Raw genomic sequence first — 21,974 nt, 5'->3', positions numbered from 1 at the left:
TATGCCTTCTCATTGGCTTGTTTTGATCGTGCTTGCCTTGGCAACCATCGGCTTTGTGATTGGGCGCGCTCGCGCTCTCCAAAGTGCAGGCGGGGACAGTAAGGTACTCCACTCGCTGCCATCCTATTATGGTGCACATGTTTCGATGTTGGCCGCAGTGCCCGCTATTGGATTGTTGCTGATCTGGTTGATTGCGCAGCCATTGATCCTCAACAATATCGTTTCTTCTAACCTGCCTGATAGTGCCGTCGCAGATAGTGCGCGCAGTCTGGTCATGAGTGATGTTCGCCGTGTTGCCGATGGTATTGAGGTGGCAATTTCTCAAGGTGCAATGAGCGCACAAGAAGCCCAGAATTTGAACGCTGAAATAACAGATGTACGTGCTGAACTGGCAGATGTCGGTGTGGCACTTGGTTCTGACGTCAGCCGCACAGTTTTGGATGCCGCACAAGCCTATCGCCAATTATCGAAAACAGGCAGTATCGCGATGGCGGTTGCCGTTTTGGTATTGGTGGCAGGGGGCATGCTCTTTGCTGTGCAACGCACCGACAAAAGTTTTCGCGCCAGAAATGTCGTTGAATCCGGCATCAAAACCTTGCTACTCGCAGCTGCGTCTCTTGCCATCCTGACCACGCTGGGCATTGTGCTATCGCTGGTTTTTAATACGGTTGAGTTTTTTAAACTCTATCCCATTGGTGACTTTTTCCTCGGACTGACATGGGCACCAAGCTTTGGGGGTGGGTCAGAGCTGGGCTTTATCCCACTTTTGTGGGGCACGCTTTATATCTCGTTCATCGCGTTGTCTGTGGCAGTGCCGATCGGCCTGTTTGCTGCAATTTACTTGTCCGAATATGCCAGTCCCAAGATGCGATCAGTTGCCAAGCCATTGATCGAGATTCTCGCGGGTATCCCAACCATCGTTTATGGTCTTTTTGCCTTGCTTACAGTCGGACCATTATTGGTCGGCATCTTTGGCGCTGATGGTGTCGGCATCATGAAGGCGGGCACAGCAGTCATGACCGCAGGTCTGGTTATGGGGGTGATGTTGATCCCCTTTGTCAGCTCGCTTTCGGACGACATTATCAATGCTGTGCCTCAATCGCTGCGAGATGGCTCATATGGTTTGGGTGCAACCCGCTCTGAGACCATTAAACAGGTGGTTTTGCCGGCGGCCCTTCCGGGTATTGTCGGGGCGATCTTGTTGGCGGCATCTCGTGCCATCGGTGAGACCATGATTGTGGTGCTGGGGGCAGGGGCCGCCGCCCGGCTGAGCTTGAACCCGTTTGAAGCGATGACCACTGTCACTGCCAAGATCGTCAGCCAACTAACTGGGGACGCTGATTTTGCCTCACCCGAGGCTCTGGTTGCCTTTGCCTTGGCGATGGCGCTTTTCATCATCACGTTGGGGCTTAACTTTGTGGCCCTCTACATCGTGCGCAAATATCGGGAGCAGTACGAATGACCGACATGGCTACCAATAATAGTGCCGAGCCACAGGCGAAGTCTTCGCTTCTCGCACAAGATGCCCGCACCCAACGCCGGAACCGCAAGGAAAGTACCTTCAAGGCTCTTGGCCTAGGTGCCGTCGTGATTGGTATGTTGTTTCTATTGGTCTTGCTGACCACAATCGTCAGTAACGGCGCAGGCGCATTCAGGCAAACCTTTGTAGACGTGCCGGTCTATTTGGATTCTGCCAAGCTCGATAAAAAGGGTGAGCGCAGTATTGAGGACATCAAGAAAGTTTCGACCTTTGGGTATAACCCGCTGGTTTTGAATGGTTTGTTTGATTTGGTGCAGGAAAACGGCATTGAAACTCCGTTTGAGAAATCCAAACAGATGAAAAGTCTTATTTCGGCATCGGCAGCGGCAGAAGTACGGGACTATGTGATCGCGAACCCAGATCAAATAGGTGAAACGGTAACGTTTAAATTGCTGGCATCCAGCCGGGTTGATGGCTACCTGAAAGGCCGGGTTAAACGCGAAGATGTTGCGCGGGATAAAAATATATCTGCCGAACATTTGGATTTGGTGGATGAACTGGTCTCAGGAGGCATTGTACGCAAAAGCTTCAACATGTCCTTCGTTACGGGCGCTGACGCTTCAGAAAGCCGGGCTGAGCAGGCCGGGATCGGCGTGGCGATGATGGGCTCGTTCTTCATGATGCTGGTGGTATTGTTTCTCAGCCTGCCCATCGGGGTCGCGGCCTCGATCTATCTCGAGGAATTTGCCCCGCAAAACAAATTTACCGATCTGATTGAGGTAAACATCTCAAACCTTGCTGCGGTTCCGTCGATTGTCTTTGGTATTCTTGGTTTGGCTGTGTTCATCCAGTTCATGCATTTGCCGCAATCTGCACCGCTTGTGGGCGGCTTGGTGTTGACCTTGATGACCCTACCAACCATCATCATCTCAACCCGTGCAGCCCTCAAGGCGGTGCCGCCAAGCATCCGTCAGGCGGCACTAGGGGTTGGGGCTTCAAAGATGCAGTCCGTATTTCATCACGTGCTACCGTTGGCCATGCCCGGCATTCTAACCGGAACTATAATAGGTCTGGCACAGGCGCTTGGAGAAACCGCACCACTGCTACTTATCGGTATGGTCGGCTATATTGCTACCAACGCACCCGATGGTATCGCCTCAGGCTTTCTTGATCCAAACTCGGCCATGCCTGCACAGATCTACGAATGGGCTAAACGCGCAGACCCGGCGTACTATGAACGTGCCTGGGGGGGCATCATTATCCTGCTGCTCTTCTTGTTGACTATGAATGTCATCGCCGTCATCTTGCGCCGCCGTTTTGAACGTCGCTGGTAATTGGTTAGGATAGAAAACAATGTTTGATACTGACAACGCAAAGAACACCATGACCAAAACTGACATCAAATTTTCGGCCCGAAACGTTCAGGTCTTTTATGGCGATAATCACGCCATCAAAGATGTGAATGTGGAGCTGGAAGACAAAACCGTCACTGCCTTTATCGGTCCATCTGGTTGCGGCAAATCCACATTCCTGCGCTGCCTAAACCGGATGAACGATACCATCGACATCTGTAAGGTCAAAGGTGAGATCCTTCTAGACGGTGAAGACATTTATGACAAACGTGTCGACCCGGTCCAATTGCGCGCCAAGGTGGGTATGGTGTTCCAAAAGCCAAACCCTTTCCCCAAATCGATCTATGACAATGTGGCTTATGGCCCGCGCATTCACGGCCTGGCCCGGAACAAGGTAGAGCTGGACGAGATTGTCGAGCAGTCCCTGCGTGGTGCCGCCATCTGGAATGAGGTTAAAGACCGGCTTGATGCGCCTGGTACAGGTTTGTCGGGAGGGCAACAACAGCGTTTGTGTATTGCTCGCGCGATTGCTACCAAACCCGAAGTTCTGTTGATGGATGAGCCGTGTTCAGCCCTTGACCCAATTGCCACGGCACAGGTTGAAGAGCTGATCGATGATCTGCGCAAGAACTTCTCTGTTGTCATCGTGACACATTCGATGCAGCAGGCCGCGCGGGTCAGTCAAAAAACTGCCTTTTTCCACCTTGGTAATATGGTGGAATTTGGCCAAACTGAAAAGATTTTCACCAACCCAGAAGATGAACGCACCGAAAGCTACATTACAGGCCGTATCGGGTAGGAGCAGGTAAAATGAACACCGAAGGACATATCGCATCCGCATTTGACCGTGATCTCGAAGGTATTCAAGCCAAGATCATGAAGATGGGCGGAATGGTTGAAAACGCCATCCTCAACGCCGTTGAATCACTGGAAAAGCTGGATGAGGAGCTGGCCGAACAGGTCCGCGCCGGAGATCGGGCGATTGATGTGCTCGAAGAGCAAATCAACACTGATGCCGCACGGGTGATTGCCCTACGCGCACCTACAGCGATTGATCTGCGGGTTGTACTGTCGGTGATGAAGATCAGCGCCAACTTGGAACGCATCGGTGACTATGCCAAGAACATGGCGAAGCGCACCACAGTTCTGGCGCAAATGCCCGCGATTTCAAGATCTTCCGTTTCTTTGCGCCGAATGGCCAAAGAAGTTGACCGTATGCTGCGCTCTGCCTTAGATGCCTATATCCAACGGGATGTAGATCTGGCCTACGAGGTAATCGACCGGGATGAAGATGTCGATCAGATGTACAATGCATTGTTTCGCGAGCTGCTGACTTTCATGATGGAAGACCCGCGTAATATCACCGCCTGTATGCATATGCATTTCATTGCAAAAAACACGGAACGCATGGGTGACCATGTGACGGCGATAGCAGAACAGGTGATATATCTGGTGTCAGGCGATACCCCCGATGAGCGCCGACCAAAACAGGATCAGACATCAGTCGATCCAAATATAGCACCGGACTTTCAGGAATAAATAGAAAGTAGTCCCATGGCAACGGAACAACCCAAGGTTCTTTTGGTCGAAGACGAACCAGCACAACGCGAAGTGCTGGCTTACAATCTGGAAGCAGACGGGTTTAATGTTACCCGTGCTGAAAACGGCGAAGAGGCGCTAATCTTAGTTGAGGAAGTCGCGCCAGACATCATATTACTGGATTGGATGCTACCAAATGTGTCGGGCATCGAGGTCTGCCGACGTTTAAAAACCCGATCAGAAACTCGCGGGGTGCCGATCATCATGCTGTCGGCCCGTTCAGAAGAGGTGGACCGAGTGCGAGGCCTTGAAACCGGTGCCGATGACTATGTGATCAAACCTTATTCAGTTGTTGAACTGATGGCGCGGGTCCGTGCCCATTTGCGCCGCACACGGCCTTCGACAGTTGGGGAACGTCTGGAGTACGCCGACATCGTGCTGGATTCCGAAACCCACCGGGTTACGCGTAATGAAAAATCCCTGAAACTGGGCCCGACAGAGTTTCGCCTGTTATCGACCTTCATGGAAAAACCAGGCCGAGTCTGGAGCCGTGAACAGCTACTGGACCGCGTCTGGGGGCGTGATATCTACGTCGATAGCCGTACCGTTGATGTCCATATAGGTCGCTTACGCAAGGCCCTGTGCCAACACGGTGGCATTGATCCACTGCGCACAGTACGCGGGGCAGGATATGCGTTGGGGTGAATGACATGCTGCTGCATTAACGTGGCAGCATATCTTCTTGGTCCATTTGCGCAGCCAACCAATTCCTGAATTTTAGTACGGCAGCGTCCTTGGATTTTGTTTTTGGCCAAACCAGAAAATAGGCACCGGGTAGTGGCGTGGCGTGGCCCCAAGCGCGCACCAACCGCCCGGATGCAAGATCCTGTTCCACCAGATAATCCGGAATCAGGGCCACACCCAGCCCGTGTAATGCGGCTTGTATGATGGTAGAAAACTGATCATAAAGCATCCCGCCGACATGATCGACGCTTTCACCTTGGGCAGAAAACCAATCCCGCCATGCAGAGGGACGTGTCTGGATATGCATCAACGGATGCTGCAAAAGATCTTTGGCTGACCTAATGCTTTTATCTGCAAGAAAGTCCGGCGCACAAACCGCTATCACGGCCTCGTCTTTGAGGTGCAGAGCATCCGTTTCCGGCCAATCATGTTTTCCGAAATGTATTGCCGCGTCAAAAGGTTCCGACGTAAAGTTAAACTCAGATAGACGTGTCGAAAGATTGATCGTCACCTCTGGGTGTAACTGGGCAAACTCAGGAAGTCGGGGAACCAACCAGCGCATGCCAAAGCTGGGTAAGATCGCCAAATCAAGACTGCCGCCTGCTGGATTGATGGTCAGTTTTAATGAGGATTGCCCAATGATTTTAAGGGCTTCACGAATATCTAAAGCATAATCAATTGCCTCGGGCGTCAATGACAGTCTTCGACCTTGTTTCACAAACAGGTCGACGCCCAATTGCGTCTCCAGGCTTTGCAATTGGCGACTGACGGCACTTTGTGTCTGCGACAACTCGCGTGCAGCAGCAGTGGCGCTGCCTAATCGTTCCACTGCCTCCAGGGCTTGGAGCGAGGCAATTGGAGGTAAAAAACGGCGAGAAGGGCTCATACTTTCCTAAAACTCATGTATACTTGCTCAATAATTGATTTTTATTGCCATAAACTTCTATATTTTACAATCAAACATGCAATTTACTCATCAGGATGCCGATATGAGCTTCGATACCCCCGCGTTGCGCGCCAAGGATAAACCCAACCTTACAGATTTTGACTGGCAGGATGCGTTCCGTTTGTCAGATCAGCTTGAAGAAGATGAGCGCATGATCGCCGAAAGCGCACGGGCCTATGCACAAGAAAAGTTGCAATCTCGTGTGATCAAAGCCTATTCCGAAGAACAAACTGACCCGGAAATATTTAGCGAAATGGGTGAGATGGGCCTGTTGGGCACCACAATCCCCGAGGAATATGGCGGGTTGGGCGCAGGCTATGTTAGTTATGGCCTTGTCGCGCGCGAGGTTGAACGAGTGGATTCCGGTTATCGCAGCATGATGAGCGTACAGTCCAGTCTGGTGATGTATCCAATCTATGCCTACGGCAGTGAAGAACAGCGCCGTAAGTATCTGCCAGGATTGGCAAAAGGTGATCTGATAGGTTGTTTTGGTTTGACCGAACCAGATGCCGGTAGCGATCCTGCAGGTATGAAAACCCGTGCCACCAAAACTGATGGAGGCTATCTGCTTAACGGTTCCAAAATGTGGATTTCCAACAGCCCGATTGCTGACGTCTTTGTCATTTGGGCCAAGTCTGAGGCACATGGCGGCAAAATCCGAGGTTTTGTTCTCGACAAAGGTACCAAGGGCCTCAGTGCGCCCAAGATTGGCGGTAAGCTTTCACTTCGTGCCTCCGTCACAGGTGAAATCGTCCTGGAAAACGTCGAGGTTGGCGAAGAAGCGCTGTTGCCCGGTGTTCAAGGTCTTAAGGGACCGTTTGGTTGCCTCAACCGTGCACGCTATGGCATTGCTTGGGGTGTGATGGGTTCGGCTGAATTCTGCTGGCACGCGGCCCGTCAATATGGATTGGATCGGCACCAGTTCAATCGTCCCTTGGCGCAAACCCAGCTGTTTCAAAAGAAACTGGCGGATATGCAGACTGAGATCACCCTTGGTTTGCAGGCAGCATTGCGCGTGGGCCGTTTGATGGATCAAGCTAATGCCGCGCCAGAGATGATCAGTATGATTAAGCGCAACAATTGCGGCAAAGCATTGGATATCGCCCGCATGGCGCGTGATATGCATGGCGGCAACGGTATCTCTGAAGAATTCCAAGTGATCCGTCACATGATGAACCTTGAAACGGTTAACACCTACGAAGGCACCCATGATGTTCATGCATTGATCTTGGGACGAGCACAAACAGGGCTACAGGCGTTTTTCTAATCGACGTCCAAAATTTGACTGTTAAGGTGACTCGACTGGACCCGTTCCTGCCGGGTTTTTCTTTTGGGGCAAGTCATGGACAATCTTTGGCAACACACCTGTGGTGAAACATTCAATGCAACATCATTGACATGTTCGCATACCACCGAGGTTCTTGTGATAGGTGGAGGATTTACCGGCTGCTCTGCCGCCCTCAAAGCGGCAGAGCTTGGGGCAGATGTGACCTTGCTTGAGGCGGAAACCATCGGCCACGGTGGATCTGGCCGCAATGTCGGGCTGGCTAACGCCGGACTTTGGTTGCCGCCGGATGACGTCTGCAATGCTATGGGGCAGGTAACCGGAGCGCGGTTAAACCACGTTTTGGCAGGGGGTCCAGATCAGGTGTTTGCCATGATTGCAAAGCACGACATTCAATGTGATGCCACTCGGAATGGCACCTTGCACCTAGCCCATTCTGCCAAGGGCGTTGAACAGCTTAAAGCCCGCTTGACGCAATTCAAACAACAAGGCGCTCCAGTTACAATGCTGGATCAGCTCGAGACTAGAAAACGTACTGGAAGCGATTTGTTTTATGCTGCATTGCACGACCGGAGGGCTGGGACAATCCAACCTTTGGCCTACGCCAAGGGATTGGCACGCGCAGCAACGGCTGCCGGAGTTAAGTTATATGAAAATACAGCTGTGTTAGGCTTGGAAAATACAGGGGAGCAATGGATCGCGACCACGGCCGACGGCACGGTCAAAGCCAATTCCTTGTTGCTTGCCACCAACGCATATCACGCGCACTTCAAAACGTTGAATCTGCCAACAACATCGACTGTGCATTACTTTCAGATTGCGACGGAACCGCTTACACCGCAGCAATTGCAGACAATCCTGCCGGGTCGGGAAGGGGCCTGGGATACGGCGTTGATCATGACTTCATTCCGTCTTGATGCCGCCGGGCGGTTATTAATCGGTGGGATGGGGGCAGGAGGGGCCGTTCACAGCAATTGGGCTAAACGGAAACTTGCCAAGATGTTTCCAAGCCTTGTAAGGACAGAGATTTCGCATTGTTGGAGTGGTCGTATTTCGATGACCGCAGATCACCTGCCGCGCATTATGAAGTTGGCTCCAAACAGCTATAGTATCTTTGGGTATTCCGGCCGTGGCATCAGCCCCGGGACGGTTTTTGGAACGGCGACAGCGCAAGCTATCCTTAACTCAGACCCTGCCGGCTTGCCTGTGCCTGTATGTGAAGACTACAGCGAATGGAGTCCAGGTCTGAAATCTGTATTTTACGAGGCCGGCGCATCAGCGGTTCATTTCTCTGGTGCCCGGTAGATGAGGGCAATCACCAAAAGTGGTTTTGGCGATGATACAGACTTGAGCGGTTAAATAGGCTGCAGGATAAGCGGCTCTTTGAAATGGGCAGGCGTAGTAGGAGCTTGGTTTATTCAAGCCAAGTCTTGATGCTCAGCAAGCGACTGGTTAGAGGAAAACGGCAATGGATATTGCAAAAGAGATTTACCGCGGTGGATTTTATTCGCTGGGGCAGCATCACGAAAAGAAACAACACCCCGTTACGGGTGTTGAACACGTTATACCTGAACCTGATGTTGATTTGCGCTCACTGATGCAGGAAATGGTGCCACCGTCACCTGAAGTGGACGTCGAGTATGATAAATATGATATTCGGGCCAAACTAATAACGTTACAAAAACAATTTGTTGACCAGAGTAAGTTACTTTTACTTCACGCGGTTCTGATTGCGATCTTGCGCAAACGTGACCCTCACGAACATGCCGTAGTCTTGTTTCAGAGACTTTGGAATGAACACGGTGAATTTCTCGCAAAAAAACTGAACATTCGTTGGAAAATATCGGCATCCACAACCTTTGCTGATCATGGTGTGAACTTTGAACAGCGCTCACTTGGGATGGGGCTATCTATCTTGTTTGATTCAATAAAAATGCATGATTGTGAGCGCCGAAGGTCGGGTCAAAGTGGGGATCAACCGTTTAATCTTAACAAACAAGTAACCCGCCCATCGTTAGCATTTGATATGGGGGATTATTCCTTTTCGAAAGGTGACATCGACCGCAATATGCTTGCGCGTCTATGGGTGCTTGCAGAACGTGACATAGTGATTTTTCCGCTGGCGCGCGCGATGCTCTTTGAAATCATGACAGACGATCGATCGATTTTCGCACGCCTACAAAAACTTAAACCCCAAAAAGACACTGATGGCATTTTGAGCTTGCTGGATCGCCTATAGCCGATTCCGGGTGCGGTATTAACCACTAAGAACGTTTTCCGCCGATAAAGTTCATATATGTTCATATGCGCACAGACAGCTGTGAAACTTGCGGGCTTGGATACCCCGTAGAAAGACAATATGTACACCAAACTTCGACGACAGCGTTTTCGCGCCACCGTCCTGTGCAAGGAGAGCCAGCGTGGCCTACATAGCAGATGCAAAATTTACCCAGGGCAACCTGATGCACCACGTATCGTCGATGTCCTTGACCGCGAGCATCGGGTTGATGGCGATCTTTGTGGTCGATTTGGTGGATATCTATTTCATCTCGCTGCTTGGCGTCGATGAATTGGCTGCTGCTGCGGGCTATGCCAGTGCGCTGATGTTTTTTGCCAGCGCTATCAACATAGGCCTGTCGATTGCCGCCGCTGCGTTGGTTTCACGATCGGTCGGGGCGAAGCAAGATGAAAAAGCCCGGACGTATGCCACAAGTGTGGCGGCTTTTACCGTGGTCATCGGTATTGTCATTCCAGTGGTGATCATGGCGAACTCTACTTACTTCCTTGGCCTTCTTGGCGCCACGGGCGAGATTGCGGACAAAGCCTATACATACCTTAAGATCATTTTGCCAACGACAGTATTTTCTGGGTTGGCGATGGTTGCTGTGGCCACGTTGCGGGCTTACGGTGATGCGAAACGGGCGATGTATCCTTCCTTGATTGGGGGTGGTATCAACGCTGTTCTGGATCCTATTTTTATCTTTACACTTGGAATGGGGTTGGAAGGGGCAGCTTGGGCGACAGCCATTGCAAGGATCGCGACGATGCTGTTCGCGATCTACCCGGCGCTGCGCCAGTACAACGCTTTTGCCATGCCTCAGGCTTCAAGAATTCTGCAGGACCTGCGTGAGGTCATTGCCATTGCAATTCCAGCCATCCTAACAAACGTCGCAACGCCCTTGGGTAGCGCCATCGTAACTCGCGAGATGGCAAAATACGGTACCGAAGCTGTGGCAGGTATGGCCGTTATTGGCCGGCTGACACCTGTCGTTTTTGCCGTTGTGTTGGCCCTGTCTGGCGCTATCGGGCCGATCATTGGCCAAAACTACGGCGCTTCGCGTCTGGATCGGGTACGTGAAACCTATATTGATGGCCTAAAGTTTCTCGCCATATATGTGTTGCTGGCAACACTCTTTCTTTATCTCGTGCGGGTTCCGCTGGCGGATATGTTCGATGCGCAAGGCGATGCACGTGTGCTTCTCTATTGGTTTTGTGGTCCCTTGGCTTTAGCAAGCTTCTTTAATGGGGCGATCTACGTCTCAAACGCGTCGTTCAACAATCTGGGCCATGCTACATATTCTAGCTGGATCAATTGGGGTCGTCACACACTTGGGACGTTGCCATTTGTATTAATAGGGGCTGCTTGGATGGGGGCCCCGGGCGTATTGATCGGGCAGACTTTAGGCGGAGTAATTTTCGCCGCTCTTGCGATTTGGTTGAGCTTTCGTGTGATCGATCATCCAGGGCATAAGCTGTTCATGCCATTCTTTTGCCCACAAATGCATCGGATGCATGTGGTCAGCAGTCGCTGTATTCGCTGATAGATACTCAGGGCGATGCTTTTCGTCCTGATTGCGACTCATCTTTGCGGGAATAACGTTATTAATGATTGTTAAGAAAAAAATCGTTGATTTTGAGCATCCTGAAATCAATATTTAACTATGGAGACGTTCGAGGGACAACATCGAACGACATAACCATAAACAGGGAGTTTCAATAACATGCGACAAAAACAAGATACATTAGTCTTGGGACGTATTGTCGAAGCTGGTAAGCAGCGACAAATCACCCGACGCCATTTTATGCAACATGCGACATCTGCAGGCCTTTCAGTCGCTGCGGCGTCAGCGCTGTGGACCAACGAAGTTTCTGCCGCAACACCGGAAAAAGGTGGCTCATTCCGCTTAGGCGTTCATGACGGCAACACCAGTGACACGATGGATATGGGCAAGTACCAGTCCGTTGGTGAAATCCAACTGGGGCATACATTCCGTAGCTTCCTAACCGAAATCACATCGGATAACGGCCTTGGCGGCGACATGGCAACTTCTTGGGAGGCTTCGCCAGACGCGAAACAGTGGACGTTTGAACTGGCGAAAGATGCCTCATTCCACGATGGTCGTCCGTTCACTGCAAAGGATGCGATTGCGTCTCTGAACCACCACCGCGGCGAGGGCAACACCTCAGCAGCGGCGTCGCTGTTGGCAAACATCACAGACATAACAGCGGATGGCGATCATAGCATCACCATTGATCTTGATCAGGGCTTTGCTGACCTTCCATGGGTTCTGGCTGACTATCACCTGACAATGGTTCCCGCTAAAGAAGACGGGACTGCGGAGTGGGATACACAGATGGGTGCGGGCCCTTACAAGATCGTAGATCACGATCCGGGCGTAGGTACATTCATGGAACGTCACGATGGCTGGCACCGTGAAGGCGCATACTTTGACAAGGTTGAACATGCGATTCTGAACGATCCAAACGCGCGCCAAACCGCACTTGTTTCAGGTGACGTAGATGCGATCACCTCGGTGGACCTAAAAACACTTGGCTTGTTGGCGCGCGCGCCAGGTGTTGAGGTTGAAAATGTTGCGTCTGGTTCGGCGATCACATTGCCAATGTTCTGTGATCAGGAGCCGTTCAATGATGTGAACGTGCGCTTGGCATTGAAGCATGCTATCAACCGTGAAGACATCGTTGAGAAAATCCTGTTCGGCACTGGCACACCGGGCAACGACTTCCACGTTTCGCCCAACATGCCATACTGGCCCGACATAGAGCAGCGCACATACGACCCGGACAAAGCCAAGTGGCATCTGAAAGAGGCTGGCTTGGATTCCCTGAGCGTATCGCTATCCGCTGCAGACAGCGTGCTGCCGGGTGCAGTCGACATGTGTGTTCTCTTCAGTGAGCACGCTAAAGCTGCTGGCATCGACCTCAAGGCGGTTCGCGAACCGAATGATGGTTACTGGTCGGATGTATGGCTTAAAAAGCCATTTGTGTTCGTGAAATGGGGCGCACGTCCAACACCGGACAACATGCTGACACTAGCCTATAAAGGTGATGCGCCTTGGAACGAGTCGCATTGGCAAAATGAGCGCTTTGACACTTTGCTGTTGCAAGCTAAAGCGGAGCTGGATGAAACCCGCCGAGCAGAGATGTACCGCGAGATGTGTCAGCTTTCACGCGACGATGGTGGCACGATCATTCCTGCGTTCCTCAACTTTGTTTACGCACGCAGCAGCAAAGTTGGCCGCGGTGACAGTCTGGCTGCAAGCTGGGAAGCCGATGGAGCACGCGGTTCACACCGTTGGTGGTTCACCAGCTGATCACTGCAGATACAATATTGGAAAGCCGGGTAAACGCCCGGCTTTCTTTGTTTTTGACGTCAAACAATTGTTCCAATTGATTAATTTTTAAGACAAGGTACACTCAACCTAACGCGGGGGGAGCGGACAATGTCAGAGTCGAAAGAAATCAGGTTCACTGAAGGGAACCTGATGAAACACGTAACGGTGATGTCTTTCACATCAAGTATCGGCATTATGGCCATATACCTAGTTGACCTGTTCGATATCTTTTTCATCTCACTTTTGGGTCATCAGGAGATGGCGGCGGCAGCTGGATACGCCAGCACGTTGATGTTTTTTGTCAGTGCCATCAACATTGGCTTGTCAATCGCTGCTGGGGCCCTCATAGCTGCTGCATTGGGCGCGAATAATAGAGAAAAAGCCCGAGAAATCACCACCAGCGTTGCGGTCATTGCCACATTGATCGGGATCATTTTTCCGGCGCTAATGCTTCCGAACATCGAGTATTTGCTCAGTTTAATTGGAGCAACGGGTGAGGTCGCCGAAAAGGCGGCAAGTTATTTGTGGATTATCCTGCCTGCGACAATGTTTTCAGGCATATCAATGACCGCAGTTGTTGCCTTAAGGGCTTATGGCGAGGCGAAATGGTCAATGTATCCGTCGCTTGCCGGCGCGGGGGTCAACTTTGTGATGGACCCGATTTTGATCTTTGCCTTGGGATTGGGTCTTGAGGGAGCCGCCGTTGCGACGGTTATGGCCCGCATTGCAACGCTAGTCATGGCCGTCCGGGGCGCACGTAATCGTAGCAATGCCTTTGTAAAACCTACGGTACCCATGGTGTTGCATCACACAGGGGCCATCGTTCGGTTTTCAATCCCTGCTGTCATGCAGTCTGTGGCATCTCCTGTCGCGATGGCCATCTTGACTCGTTACATGGCCAAATTCGGATCAGAGGCTGTTGCAGGCATGGCCGTCATTGGTAGGCTGGCGCCGGTGGTTTTCTCGGTCGTGAATGCGCTACGTGGTGCCATTGGGCCGATCATTGGGCAGAACTATGGGGCAGGGCGCATGGACCGTGTGCGTGAAACCTATTTCTCTGGTCTGAAGTTTCTTGGTATCTATGTTGTTGGAATGTGTGTGCTGCTCTTTGTGCTGCGATCACCTATTTCTAACGCTTTTGGGGCCACTGGATTAACCCGAGAATTGTTGTACCTGTTTTGTGGTCCACTGGCGATCGTGGCATTCTTTAACGGCACGATCTTCATTTCAAACGCCACATTCAACAACATGGGTCATCCCGGGTATTCCGGTTGGCTCAACTGGGGCCGCAGTACCGTCGGGATGCTGCCCTTTGTCCATGTCGGTGCGTTGATGTTTGGGGCAAAAGGCGTCCTTTTAGGAGCAGTCATGGGCGGTGCCGTTTTTGCCGTCATTTGTGCAAAAATCAGTTTCAAACTCATGGACAAAAAGACAGCAGCACAAGCTCCGAAAGATCCCGATTTTGCCTTTGATCAGGAAAGCGAACATGTGATGGTCAATCAAGTGAATTCGATACAAGGGTAAGCGAAAACAAGCTAGACAGTTGATCCGACTTAGTAAGTCTTTGAGTGCAAATGAAGTTATGATCGGAAATTCCTCGATCAATGTTCACATAGCTCTGACCGCGAACACAATGGTAATGGCTTTTCCGATGCAGATAACAATTGCGCGAACTGTGCTTGCAGAAAGACGTCATGCAACGATGGCATCGTTAATGTATCAGGGGAAAATGGCGACAGCACTTGTTACGTTGCAGCAATTGTCGGGACGCCGTGGATACAAGCGCTGGAAAAGTTAGGAAACTACCACCACCTGCAATTGCATTGGCGATACCAGCAAAGAAAGCGGCTGTCATTAAAGTCGTAATATCAATGAAGATCAATTCTGGGATCCACTTCGACAAATTTGAAGGCTGTTGTCTGTACTATCGCGATCTGCGTTAGAGCGATATTGTTGCGCGACCACAGTGTTGCATTCCGTGGCGACGGTCCCTGCTAAAAATGCCATCATATCCACCAATATCGTTATCAGGGCTGCCGGGATTGATATCGACGGCCACGATATACATTCCAGATAGTGCACGCAACATGACCAAACCCTCGCGGGTCTGATGACCACCCCAGGTTGGTGTGCAGACTCTGGGGGCACAAGAGGGGGTCAAAGAAATCCGTGTCTATGCGCAGGTAATCCGGCCTGTTCTAAATAATCTGACGAACATCATTAACAATATTTGGAATGCCGCGCTCGAACATCGTCGCACATAAACAATTGATATCCCAACCCTTGTTGAGGCCAGTTTTAGAGGCGGCCGTCTTCAAAGACTTTGTTAAAACCAAAATTGAAAAGGCGGATCATTACCAAAGTCATAGCGAAACCGAAAAAACCGTTATCCAGTGCAAAGGTAAGACGCTATCGCCAATGGAACGATTATGGGTGCCAAATGGCAGAACTATGTGTCGTCTTACACAAGAGATGTGGAACGTCACGAACCTTTGACTCAATCGGCAGCTAAAACTTCGGGAAAAATAGCGATTTTCTAAAAACCCTGAAGGCAAATCTAGAGAGAGAGAAGACATTGGATTCTGGGATGGTGTCACCGAGGCTGGATATTACATGAACGTTGATCTGGATGCAGTCGTTTGTGGACCCGATCGCATTTCCCAGGCGCACCAGCCTAACGAATGTATTTCGGTAAGTTCGTTGGTAGAGTGCGAAGCGTTTTTATACTGTTTGATTTCCAATTTAACCGATGCTAAATGAGTTTTGTCAGGCATCTGTCGAACAGTACCAAAGTTGCACTTTGTCCGCATTGCGAGTTGCAGCGAACGGCTAGTTCGAAGGCTGCTATGCGGCATGACAGAACATGGATGAATGTCCGCAAAGGGCCGTTTACGTCGAAAGATCTTGCGGCTTACGGCGCCGATGCTGCGAGACGAACTGATGTCTGCTATATTCCACTTGCGCACATTCAGTTGGCACCGAGAAGTGCACGTCTTCACTTGTGAGACTTGCGATAACTAGCGGGCGTTTTCCCGAGCCACCGTTTAAAGGCGCGTGTGAACGAGCTTTGCTCGGAAAACCCGGTCAGAAAAGCAACATCAGCCAGAGAATACTGCTCATCGCGCAGAAGGCCTTCGGCAAGCTCGCGGCGCGTTTCCTCAGTCAGTGTTTGGAAACTCAGGCCATGCTCGGAAAGGCGGCGGTGGAAAGAACGCGCGCTCAGCCCCAAACTCCTCGCGATATCCGCCATGAGTGGTGCGCCTTCATTCAATGCCTGCGCGATTGAGTCTTTTGCTTGTGCGACAAGGGGCGTCGCGCTCTTGAGATCTGCAAGCTCCGCATCGAGATGCGAAATCAGGTAGCGCGAGATGCCCTCGTCTCCGAGGATATTGGGGCGTTCCATCGCTTCTTTTGATATCAGCACCGCGTCGAGATCGGCGCCGAAGGTCACGGGACAGCCAAACCAATCTTCGTGAAACAACTTCGACTTCGGCGCGGCGTGCTTCGCGAACACTTCAACCGGCGAAAACGGCACTGGGCAGACCTGTCTGCTGAGAGATACGGCACTTGCTAAGGTCGCCTCATTTGACAGACGTAGCCCCAATCTTCGCTCACCCTCGCGGTGCAGGATGAAGAGCGTGCCGTGCGGGTCCTCTCGCAATTCGTAGGAGACAACACCCGTCCAGAGACGCGCGTAGCGTTCAATACGGGTGCAGGACCCATGAAGCGTCGGGGCTGCTTTCCACGTCAGGCCAAGAGCCCCGTAATCGTCACATCTCATCGACGCGCCGACATGCACAGGCAGCTCTGTCACATCAACTTCTTTGGCCATGGCCTCCAGCATGTCGTAATAGGCCACTGCTGGGATCATGACCTTCGGATCCCACGGCGCATCATAGTCAATTCCGGCGGATGCAAGCGTTGCCCTAGGGTCGATACCGGACCCAGCAGCGGCGACCATCTTGCGCGCAAAAAGAGATGTTACATAGGCCATCGTGAAAAGAACCTCGTTGAGAAAGTACGGCACATACCAAGATAGTATCCGCGATTTTTCGCGATGTCACAGGACACTTTCCTAGGTGAAGCCATCAGAATTGCGTTTCAGCCGAATGAGGCGTCGTTTGGCGAGCGCGGTCAATTCTTTGGCGGTCGGGGTCAATATCTGAGCCGCCTGCTGGGCCTATTCCTTGGTCACCCATTTCAACCAAGGAGAAAATATATGTATAGCCAACCCATTCTCGTCGTCGGTGCCGCCGGCAAAACTGGTTTGCGCGTCGCGGCCAAGCTCGAAGAAAAAGGCGTTGATGTACGCCGGGGCTCACGGAGTTCGGATGTTCCCTTTGACTGGGAAGATCCTGCCACTTGGGCGCCTGCGCTGCACGGGGCTACCAAAGCCTACGTGACCTACTTCCCAGACCTCGCCTTCCCCGGTGCTGTCGAAAAGCTCGAAGCCTTCACGAAGGTTGCTGCCGCAAGCGGGCTGAAGCATATCGTTCTTCTGTCGGGCCGCGGTGAACATCACGCACGCCTCGGTGAAGAGGTCGCGCGTAATTCCGGTATCCCGTTCACAATCGTTCGCGCCGCCTGGTTTGCACAGAACTTCAGCGAAGGCTACCTGCGCGATCCGATTTTGGCAGGCGTGCTCCCGATGCCCGGTGGCGACATTGCAGAACCGATCATCGACATTGACGACATTGCAGACGTCGCCGTCGCCGCGCTGACCGAAGAGGGTCACGAAGGCGAACTCTATGAAGTCACCGGCCCCCGGCTGATGACCTTCGCCGAGATGGCCTATGTTCTCTCTCAAGCAACTGGCCGCCAGGTCCAGCACCTCTCCATCACGTTCGAGGACTTCCACGCCAATGTCGCTGCCTCGGGCGATGATTTTGTCGCCGACGTTTTCACGGCTATCGCGCGGGAGACGCTCGATGGTCGGAACGCGCATACGACCAACGGGGTTGAACGCGCACTTGGCCGGAAGCCACGCGACTTTGCGGTATTCGCGACCGCTGCCGCCTCTCGAGGCATGTGGAACGCCGCAGCGTGACCTCTTACCTCAAACGAAAGGACATCTCATGTCATTTACACGACTCGAAAAGGTTACCCTGGGCATCTGGCGCATGGCGATGGCACAGGTGACGTCGCTGCGACGCTCATCGTCTTCCTCGCGTTTCCTGTGGGTCGGCTAATTGGTGTTGCGGTCGATGGAATGCCATCCGGCGGCATCATCGGTGCGCTTGTGCTTGAAATTGCTATCGCGATTTTGTGCATCTTTGCCTTTCGCTAGCGCATCATTGCCCAGTTGTGACCGTCTCGCGGTGGCGCGCACATCGGCGCGCGTCGCAACCTAACTCCCAAACAGGAGATGCACTATGTCACCCTTTGTCTTTGTCCTCCTGCAACTCTCCATCCTCGCCTATGCCCTCGTCGGCGGCGTATTCCTCGCGTTCTCAGATTTCATCATGCGCTCTCTCGCTCATACTGACGGCGTCGGTGGTATCGAGGCGATGCAGGCTATCAACCGCGAGGTTTTCCGCTGGATCTTCATGACGCTCTTCCTCGGCATGGCTGCTGTGTCCGTCTTCGTCGTGATCTATAGCGCAACCAATATTGCTGGTGGTCCGAGCCTGCTTATCCTCTCAGGCGCGCTCGTTTACCTTCTGGGTTGCTTCGCGGTCACAGTGTTCTTCAACGTACCGATGAATGAGGCGTTGGCGGGCATGGACCTGACGTCTGAGGCGACCCGAGACTATTGGACCGGAACTTACCTGCCACGCTGGACGACGTGGAACACGGTGCGCACCATTGCCTGCGCGCTGTCTGCTGCGATGATGCTCTTCGGTCTCATCTGGCTGACACAGGTGCAGATGCGTCCCGCATGAATTCTGATCGGCCATCTCGCACGCGGCGGCCGATCCATAAGAACGACAGTAGGGTCAAAATGCGAAAGAGAAAGGAGAACTGATTGTCTAAGGCTCGCCCACCCAATCAGACTGGCGCTTTATCCCGCTCTCCGGTCATTGCGTCGCTGATAATGTAGCGCAGACGATCAACGTCCACTTCGGGGAAGCTGTACTGTGGCAGCATTGTACGTGATGGACGACAGCTAAGGGCCGTGAGCGCCTTGCCCTGCTAAGAATTTTGTTAGTAGACCCCTGCAGTTTGCGGCCAAAGCAATTAGTGAAACCCGTGTCTTCACCTCATCTCAAAAAGATGTTTCAACCCACGTCTTCCTTCCGAACGGATCAGGCCGACTTCTTCATCATGGCGAAGTTTTGACGCCGAAAATCCTTTCGCACGGGAGAGTTCAGAAATATCAAGTATGGCCTTGACCTCAAGTTGGCTTGAAGTGGTAATAAACATCCTTCCGATAAAGTATCAACAAAGAATAAGGTCACCACCGCATGATTACAGAGTTTCTTCCAAGCGCAGTATTGATTGGTATCGGAGCAACGGCCTTCATGGATTTGATTGCATTTGTCCAAAAGCAAATGCTTTCCCAGAAAACACTCAATTATGCGATGGTGGGGCGCTGGCTCGGCCATATGGCCCGAGGGCGGTTCATACATCGACCTATTTCTGCGAGTGAAGCAATCCGATCAGAAGGTTTGCTTGGCTGGGGGGCTCACTATCTGATTGGAGTTCTTTTCGCTTTGGTTTTTCTCACACTGGTCGATCAGAACTGGCTCATGAATCCTACGTTAATGCCAGTAACGATATTTGGCGTGCTGACGGTGCTCGCACCCTTCATGATCCTTCAACCAGCTATGGGAGCAGGGCTTGCAGCCCGGCATGCACCCAGCCCAAATATCGCGCGCGCTAAGAGCCTTCTCGCACATCTGAGTTTTGGTGTCGGTCTTTGGGTTGCTGCGACCTGCCTATCCACGTTGGCTTGACAACAAAGGCAGTCATTCACAGCAGCGGGCTAAACGGCAGTTTTGTCCCGCACAACTGACCTTGAGGCCAAGTTAGGTTTTGCAATCACAGCGAACGGCAGCAATGCGGGCTGCGACTGCAGCAATTTGGAACTGTGTCGAACGACCTCTATGGGCCGTCCATGACGGCAAAAAATGATTAGTTCTTAAGGATGCTGCGTTCGATCTAATGACGTCACCGAGCCCATTTCGACGGATGCTGCACTTTAACCCAACGGCGAAATGGTTGTGCTTGTGGACTTTCACCTGCTCCATTTGACGGGTGGTTGGCGCGATGCCAATGTTTACCTGACAGAGAACACCCACTCGGCAAGGCGCCGCTAACGGGTGTTAATTTGAAGTCTTTTCGCAAAACCCTGACGTGCCAGCGCAATCAATTTGGAGAGCAGACTGTCAAATTGATTGCACACACAGCGTAACGGATACGCTTAACTCAAAAGGAGCTAAAAGATGCAAAAGGTAATGATTACAACTGCTACGGTGTTCGCGCTTGTTGTGAGTGCTGGAATGTCCATGGCCGGCCCGTTGGGCGGCAACGGTCAACGCGGGTTTGCACAGGATGTTCGCTCATCTGTTTCGCAAGCCTTCGACCAGCAAACCACTAAAACGATAGGCCTTGGCCTGGATTTGTCGTCAAAGCAGGATCCGAGTCAAAAGAACCTCTCATCAACCCAGAAGACTAGCAATTATGGCTCGAGCTGGAGCTCGCAATTGCCCAATGCTGTCGTCATCACGGTTGATGATGGTGGCTCTCACACTGTGATTTTTGGCCAGACGTCAGGTTCCAACCTGCAACCCACGCCAATCTGGAAGTACTACCGGTAGCATTGCGCTGATCCAAGCAGGTCGCCCCAGGGACAACAAACCTGCCACCAATTAGTATCGGGCCCGGTTGTTCGCTCCGGGGCCCGCCTATGCGTACCAACTTCAATCTCTTCGGGTTCGTAGAGGGTGAAGTCAATGTCTACCTGACCAAGAACGCCCCACTGCCAAATACGCAATGAACGGGCGTAAGTTTGATGTTTTTTCACAAAACCTTGACCTGCCAACGCAATCAATTTGAACCGCACCGCGTCAAATTGACTGCACACACAGCGTAACAGATACGCTTAGCTGAAAGGCGGCCAAAGATGAAAAAGGCAATGATTACAACTGCTACAGTGTTCGCGCTTGTTGTGAGTGCTGGAATGTCCATGGCCGGCCCGTTGCGCGGCGACGCACAACGCGGGTTTGCACAGGATGTTCGCTCATCTGTTTCGCAAGCACGCGTCAGCGGTGCACTGACCGAGTTGACGACAAGCGCACAGCCATTCACCTGGGTTCAGACTGCAGGGGAATGCATCAGCAATAGTGTCGGTGATCGTAATGTGACGACGTACAGCGATGACCAGCGATATGATCAGGACTTTCTTTTGGGCGAGGTCGCGGGCGGACAGTTATTTGGCGGGCTGGAACTTGGCATCAGCAGCCTGACATCGGGTGCCAGCTCCCGCTTGGCCAATGCCAATATTTCTGCCGACTCCTATGATGCAACCCTGAGCGCGCTTTGGGTTGCCGAAAGCCAATTCTATATCGACGGGCAGTTTCGTTATGGGGATTTCGACAGCCGCATAGATTTGAATGGCCGGAACACCTTGGATATCAACGGCAGTGGGTATCAGATATCTGTTGAACTCGGCAAGTCGTTCGCATTGCAGAATGAATGGACGCTCATCCCGCAAGTGCAGGTCATGTACAGCGATATCGATTTGGGCGATGCCGCAGGTCGGATCGGATCCTTGGTGGATGATGATGCGTTGACGGCTCGGATCGGATTGCGTGCAGCACGTACCTTTGCAAACAATTCGATGCTGTATGGTCAAATCGACTTCTACAATACGTTCGACACCGAAACCTCAGCGGCAATTGATCAGAACACAGCGGCCCTGAGCGTGGGGGGCATTGTCGCCCTGTCGGATCGCTCGCAGCTGTATGCTGAGATCACCACTGAAACCGAATTGGGAAGCGGCTCCGGCGGCCTCGCTTTCGGATGGGACATCGGCTTCGAGGTCCGGTTTTAA

21 protein-coding genes are annotated in these 21,974 nt (G+C 52.1%); 18 read left to right on the top strand and 3 right to left on the bottom strand.

Going from position 1 to position 21,974, the window contains the following annotated elements; translation table 11 throughout:
- Window position 1 precedes the first annotated feature (1 nt).
- Genes pstC through phoB form a run of 5 tightly spaced genes read left to right on the top strand, consistent with a single transcriptional unit; the run spans window position 2 to window position 5,076 of the window.
- Window positions 2-1,462: a phosphate ABC transporter permease subunit PstC gene (pstC, locus tag D9A02_RS12540; protein WP_120501282.1), complete on the top strand. Its 1,461-nt coding sequence runs from the start codon at window positions 2-4 to the stop codon at window positions 1,460-1,462.
- Complete coding sequence (pstA, locus tag D9A02_RS12535; RefSeq protein ID WP_120501281.1) at window positions 1,459-2,814, top strand: phosphate ABC transporter permease PstA; 1,356 nt, start codon at window positions 1,459-1,461, stop codon at window positions 2,812-2,814. The genes pstC and pstA overlap by 4 nt, the downstream gene beginning before the upstream one ends.
- Window positions 2,815-2,833: 19 nt before the next feature.
- Window positions 2,834-3,631 carry a phosphate ABC transporter ATP-binding protein PstB gene (gene pstB / locus D9A02_RS12530; RefSeq protein WP_120501280.1) on the top strand — a complete coding sequence of 266 codons (798 nt, stop codon included), beginning with the start codon at window positions 2,834-2,836 and terminating at the stop codon, window positions 3,629-3,631.
- 11 nt (window positions 3,632-3,642) lie between these two features.
- Window positions 3,643-4,371 (top strand): phosphate signaling complex protein PhoU, encoded by a 729-nt coding sequence (gene phoU / locus D9A02_RS12525; RefSeq protein ID WP_120501279.1) that lies wholly within the window; start codon window positions 3,643-3,645, stop codon window positions 4,369-4,371.
- 15 nt (window positions 4,372-4,386) lie between these two features.
- Window positions 4,387-5,076: a phosphate regulon transcriptional regulator PhoB gene (gene phoB, locus D9A02_RS12520; protein WP_120501278.1), complete on the top strand. Its 690-nt coding sequence runs from the start codon at window positions 4,387-4,389 to the stop codon at window positions 5,074-5,076.
- A 16-nt stretch (window positions 5,077-5,092) separates the two neighbouring features.
- On the opposite strand, the gene D9A02_RS12515 is transcribed toward phoB, so the two are convergent.
- Window positions 5,093-6,001 carry a LysR substrate-binding domain-containing protein gene (locus D9A02_RS12515; protein ID WP_120501277.1) on the bottom strand — a complete coding sequence of 303 codons (909 nt, stop codon included), beginning with the start codon at window positions 5,999-6,001 and terminating at the stop codon, window positions 5,093-5,095.
- A 103-nt stretch (window positions 6,002-6,104) separates the two neighbouring features.
- Here D9A02_RS12515 and D9A02_RS12510 point away from each other — a divergent pair, with 103 nt between their 5' ends.
- The 6 genes from D9A02_RS12510 to D9A02_RS12485 all read left to right on the top strand — a co-directional run bounded on the left by D9A02_RS12510 (window position 6,105) and on the right by D9A02_RS12485 (window position 14,503).
- Window positions 6,105-7,328, top strand: a complete 1,224-nt coding sequence (locus tag D9A02_RS12510; RefSeq protein ID WP_120502520.1) for an acyl-CoA dehydrogenase — start codon at window positions 6,105-6,107, stop codon at window positions 7,326-7,328.
- Between the two features lie 75 nt (window positions 7,329-7,403).
- Entirely contained in the window at window positions 7,404-8,651 is a 1,248-nt protein-coding gene (locus D9A02_RS12505) for an FAD-binding oxidoreductase (protein WP_120501276.1), read from the top strand.
- Window positions 8,652-8,814: 163 nt separating this feature from the next.
- Window positions 8,815-9,585, top strand: coding sequence for a hypothetical protein (locus tag D9A02_RS12500; protein WP_120501275.1), 771 nt, complete (start codon window positions 8,815-8,817; stop codon window positions 9,583-9,585).
- A 181-nt stretch (window positions 9,586-9,766) separates the two neighbouring features.
- Window positions 9,767-11,167: an MATE family efflux transporter gene (locus tag D9A02_RS12495; protein ID WP_254054625.1), complete on the top strand. Its 1,401-nt coding sequence runs from the start codon at window positions 9,767-9,769 to the stop codon at window positions 11,165-11,167.
- A 180-nt stretch (window positions 11,168-11,347) separates the two neighbouring features.
- Complete coding sequence (locus D9A02_RS12490; RefSeq protein ID WP_120501274.1) at window positions 11,348-12,958, top strand: ABC transporter substrate-binding protein; 1,611 nt, start codon at window positions 11,348-11,350, stop codon at window positions 12,956-12,958.
- Window positions 12,959-13,087: 129 nt separating this feature from the next.
- Window positions 13,088-14,503 (top strand): MATE family efflux transporter, encoded by a 1,416-nt coding sequence (locus D9A02_RS12485; protein ID WP_120501273.1) that lies wholly within the window; start codon window positions 13,088-13,090, stop codon window positions 14,501-14,503.
- Window positions 14,504-14,918: 415 nt separating this feature from the next.
- On the opposite strand, the gene D9A02_RS12475 is transcribed toward D9A02_RS12485, so the two are convergent.
- Window positions 14,919-15,140 (bottom strand): arginase family protein, encoded by a 222-nt coding sequence (locus D9A02_RS12475; protein ID WP_162933059.1) that lies wholly within the window; start codon window positions 15,138-15,140, stop codon window positions 14,919-14,921.
- 413 nt (window positions 15,141-15,553) lie between these two features.
- Between D9A02_RS12475 and D9A02_RS12470 the strand changes: the two genes are divergently transcribed.
- Window positions 15,554-15,739 (top strand): M20/M25/M40 family metallo-hydrolase, encoded by a 186-nt coding sequence (locus D9A02_RS12470; protein WP_301951099.1) that lies wholly within the window; start codon window positions 15,554-15,556, stop codon window positions 15,737-15,739.
- A gap of 235 nt (window positions 15,740-15,974) precedes the next feature.
- Here D9A02_RS12470 and D9A02_RS12465 read toward each other — a convergent pair whose 3' ends face one another.
- Window positions 15,975-16,973 (bottom strand): AraC family transcriptional regulator, encoded by a 999-nt coding sequence (locus D9A02_RS12465; protein ID WP_120501270.1) that lies wholly within the window; start codon window positions 16,971-16,973, stop codon window positions 15,975-15,977.
- Between the two features lie 225 nt (window positions 16,974-17,198).
- On the opposite strand from D9A02_RS12465, the gene D9A02_RS12460 reads away from it, so the two are divergent.
- From D9A02_RS12460 to D9A02_RS12425, 6 genes are all read left to right on the top strand, one after another.
- Entirely contained in the window at window positions 17,199-18,026 is an 828-nt protein-coding gene (locus tag D9A02_RS12460; protein WP_120501269.1) for an NmrA family NAD(P)-binding protein, read from the top strand.
- Window positions 18,027-18,155: 129 nt separating this feature from the next.
- On the top strand, window positions 18,156-18,266 hold the full coding sequence (locus tag D9A02_RS19450; protein WP_254054624.1) for a DUF4345 family protein: 111 nt from the start codon (window positions 18,156-18,158) through the stop codon (window positions 18,264-18,266).
- An 85-nt stretch (window positions 18,267-18,351) separates the two neighbouring features.
- Window positions 18,352-18,861 (top strand): DUF1772 domain-containing protein, encoded by a 510-nt coding sequence (locus tag D9A02_RS12450; RefSeq protein ID WP_120501267.1) that lies wholly within the window; start codon window positions 18,352-18,354, stop codon window positions 18,859-18,861.
- A gap of 522 nt (window positions 18,862-19,383) precedes the next feature.
- Window positions 19,384-19,875 carry a DUF2938 domain-containing protein gene (locus D9A02_RS12440; protein WP_120501266.1) on the top strand — a complete coding sequence of 164 codons (492 nt, stop codon included), beginning with the start codon at window positions 19,384-19,386 and terminating at the stop codon, window positions 19,873-19,875.
- A gap of 489 nt (window positions 19,876-20,364) precedes the next feature.
- Window positions 20,365-20,739 (top strand): hypothetical protein, encoded by a 375-nt coding sequence (locus D9A02_RS19330; protein ID WP_216824960.1) that lies wholly within the window; start codon window positions 20,365-20,367, stop codon window positions 20,737-20,739.
- Window positions 20,740-21,044: 305 nt separating this feature from the next.
- Window positions 21,045-21,974: an autotransporter outer membrane beta-barrel domain-containing protein gene (locus D9A02_RS12425; RefSeq protein WP_120501264.1), complete on the top strand. Its 930-nt coding sequence runs from the start codon at window positions 21,045-21,047 to the stop codon at window positions 21,972-21,974.

Origin of the sequence: Roseovarius sp. EL26, assembly GCF_900327775.1 — a bacterium.
In the GTDB taxonomy this organism is placed as follows: domain Bacteria; phylum Pseudomonadota; class Alphaproteobacteria; order Rhodobacterales; family Rhodobacteraceae; genus Roseovarius.
This window is presented reverse-complemented; position numbering and strand designations above follow the sequence as displayed.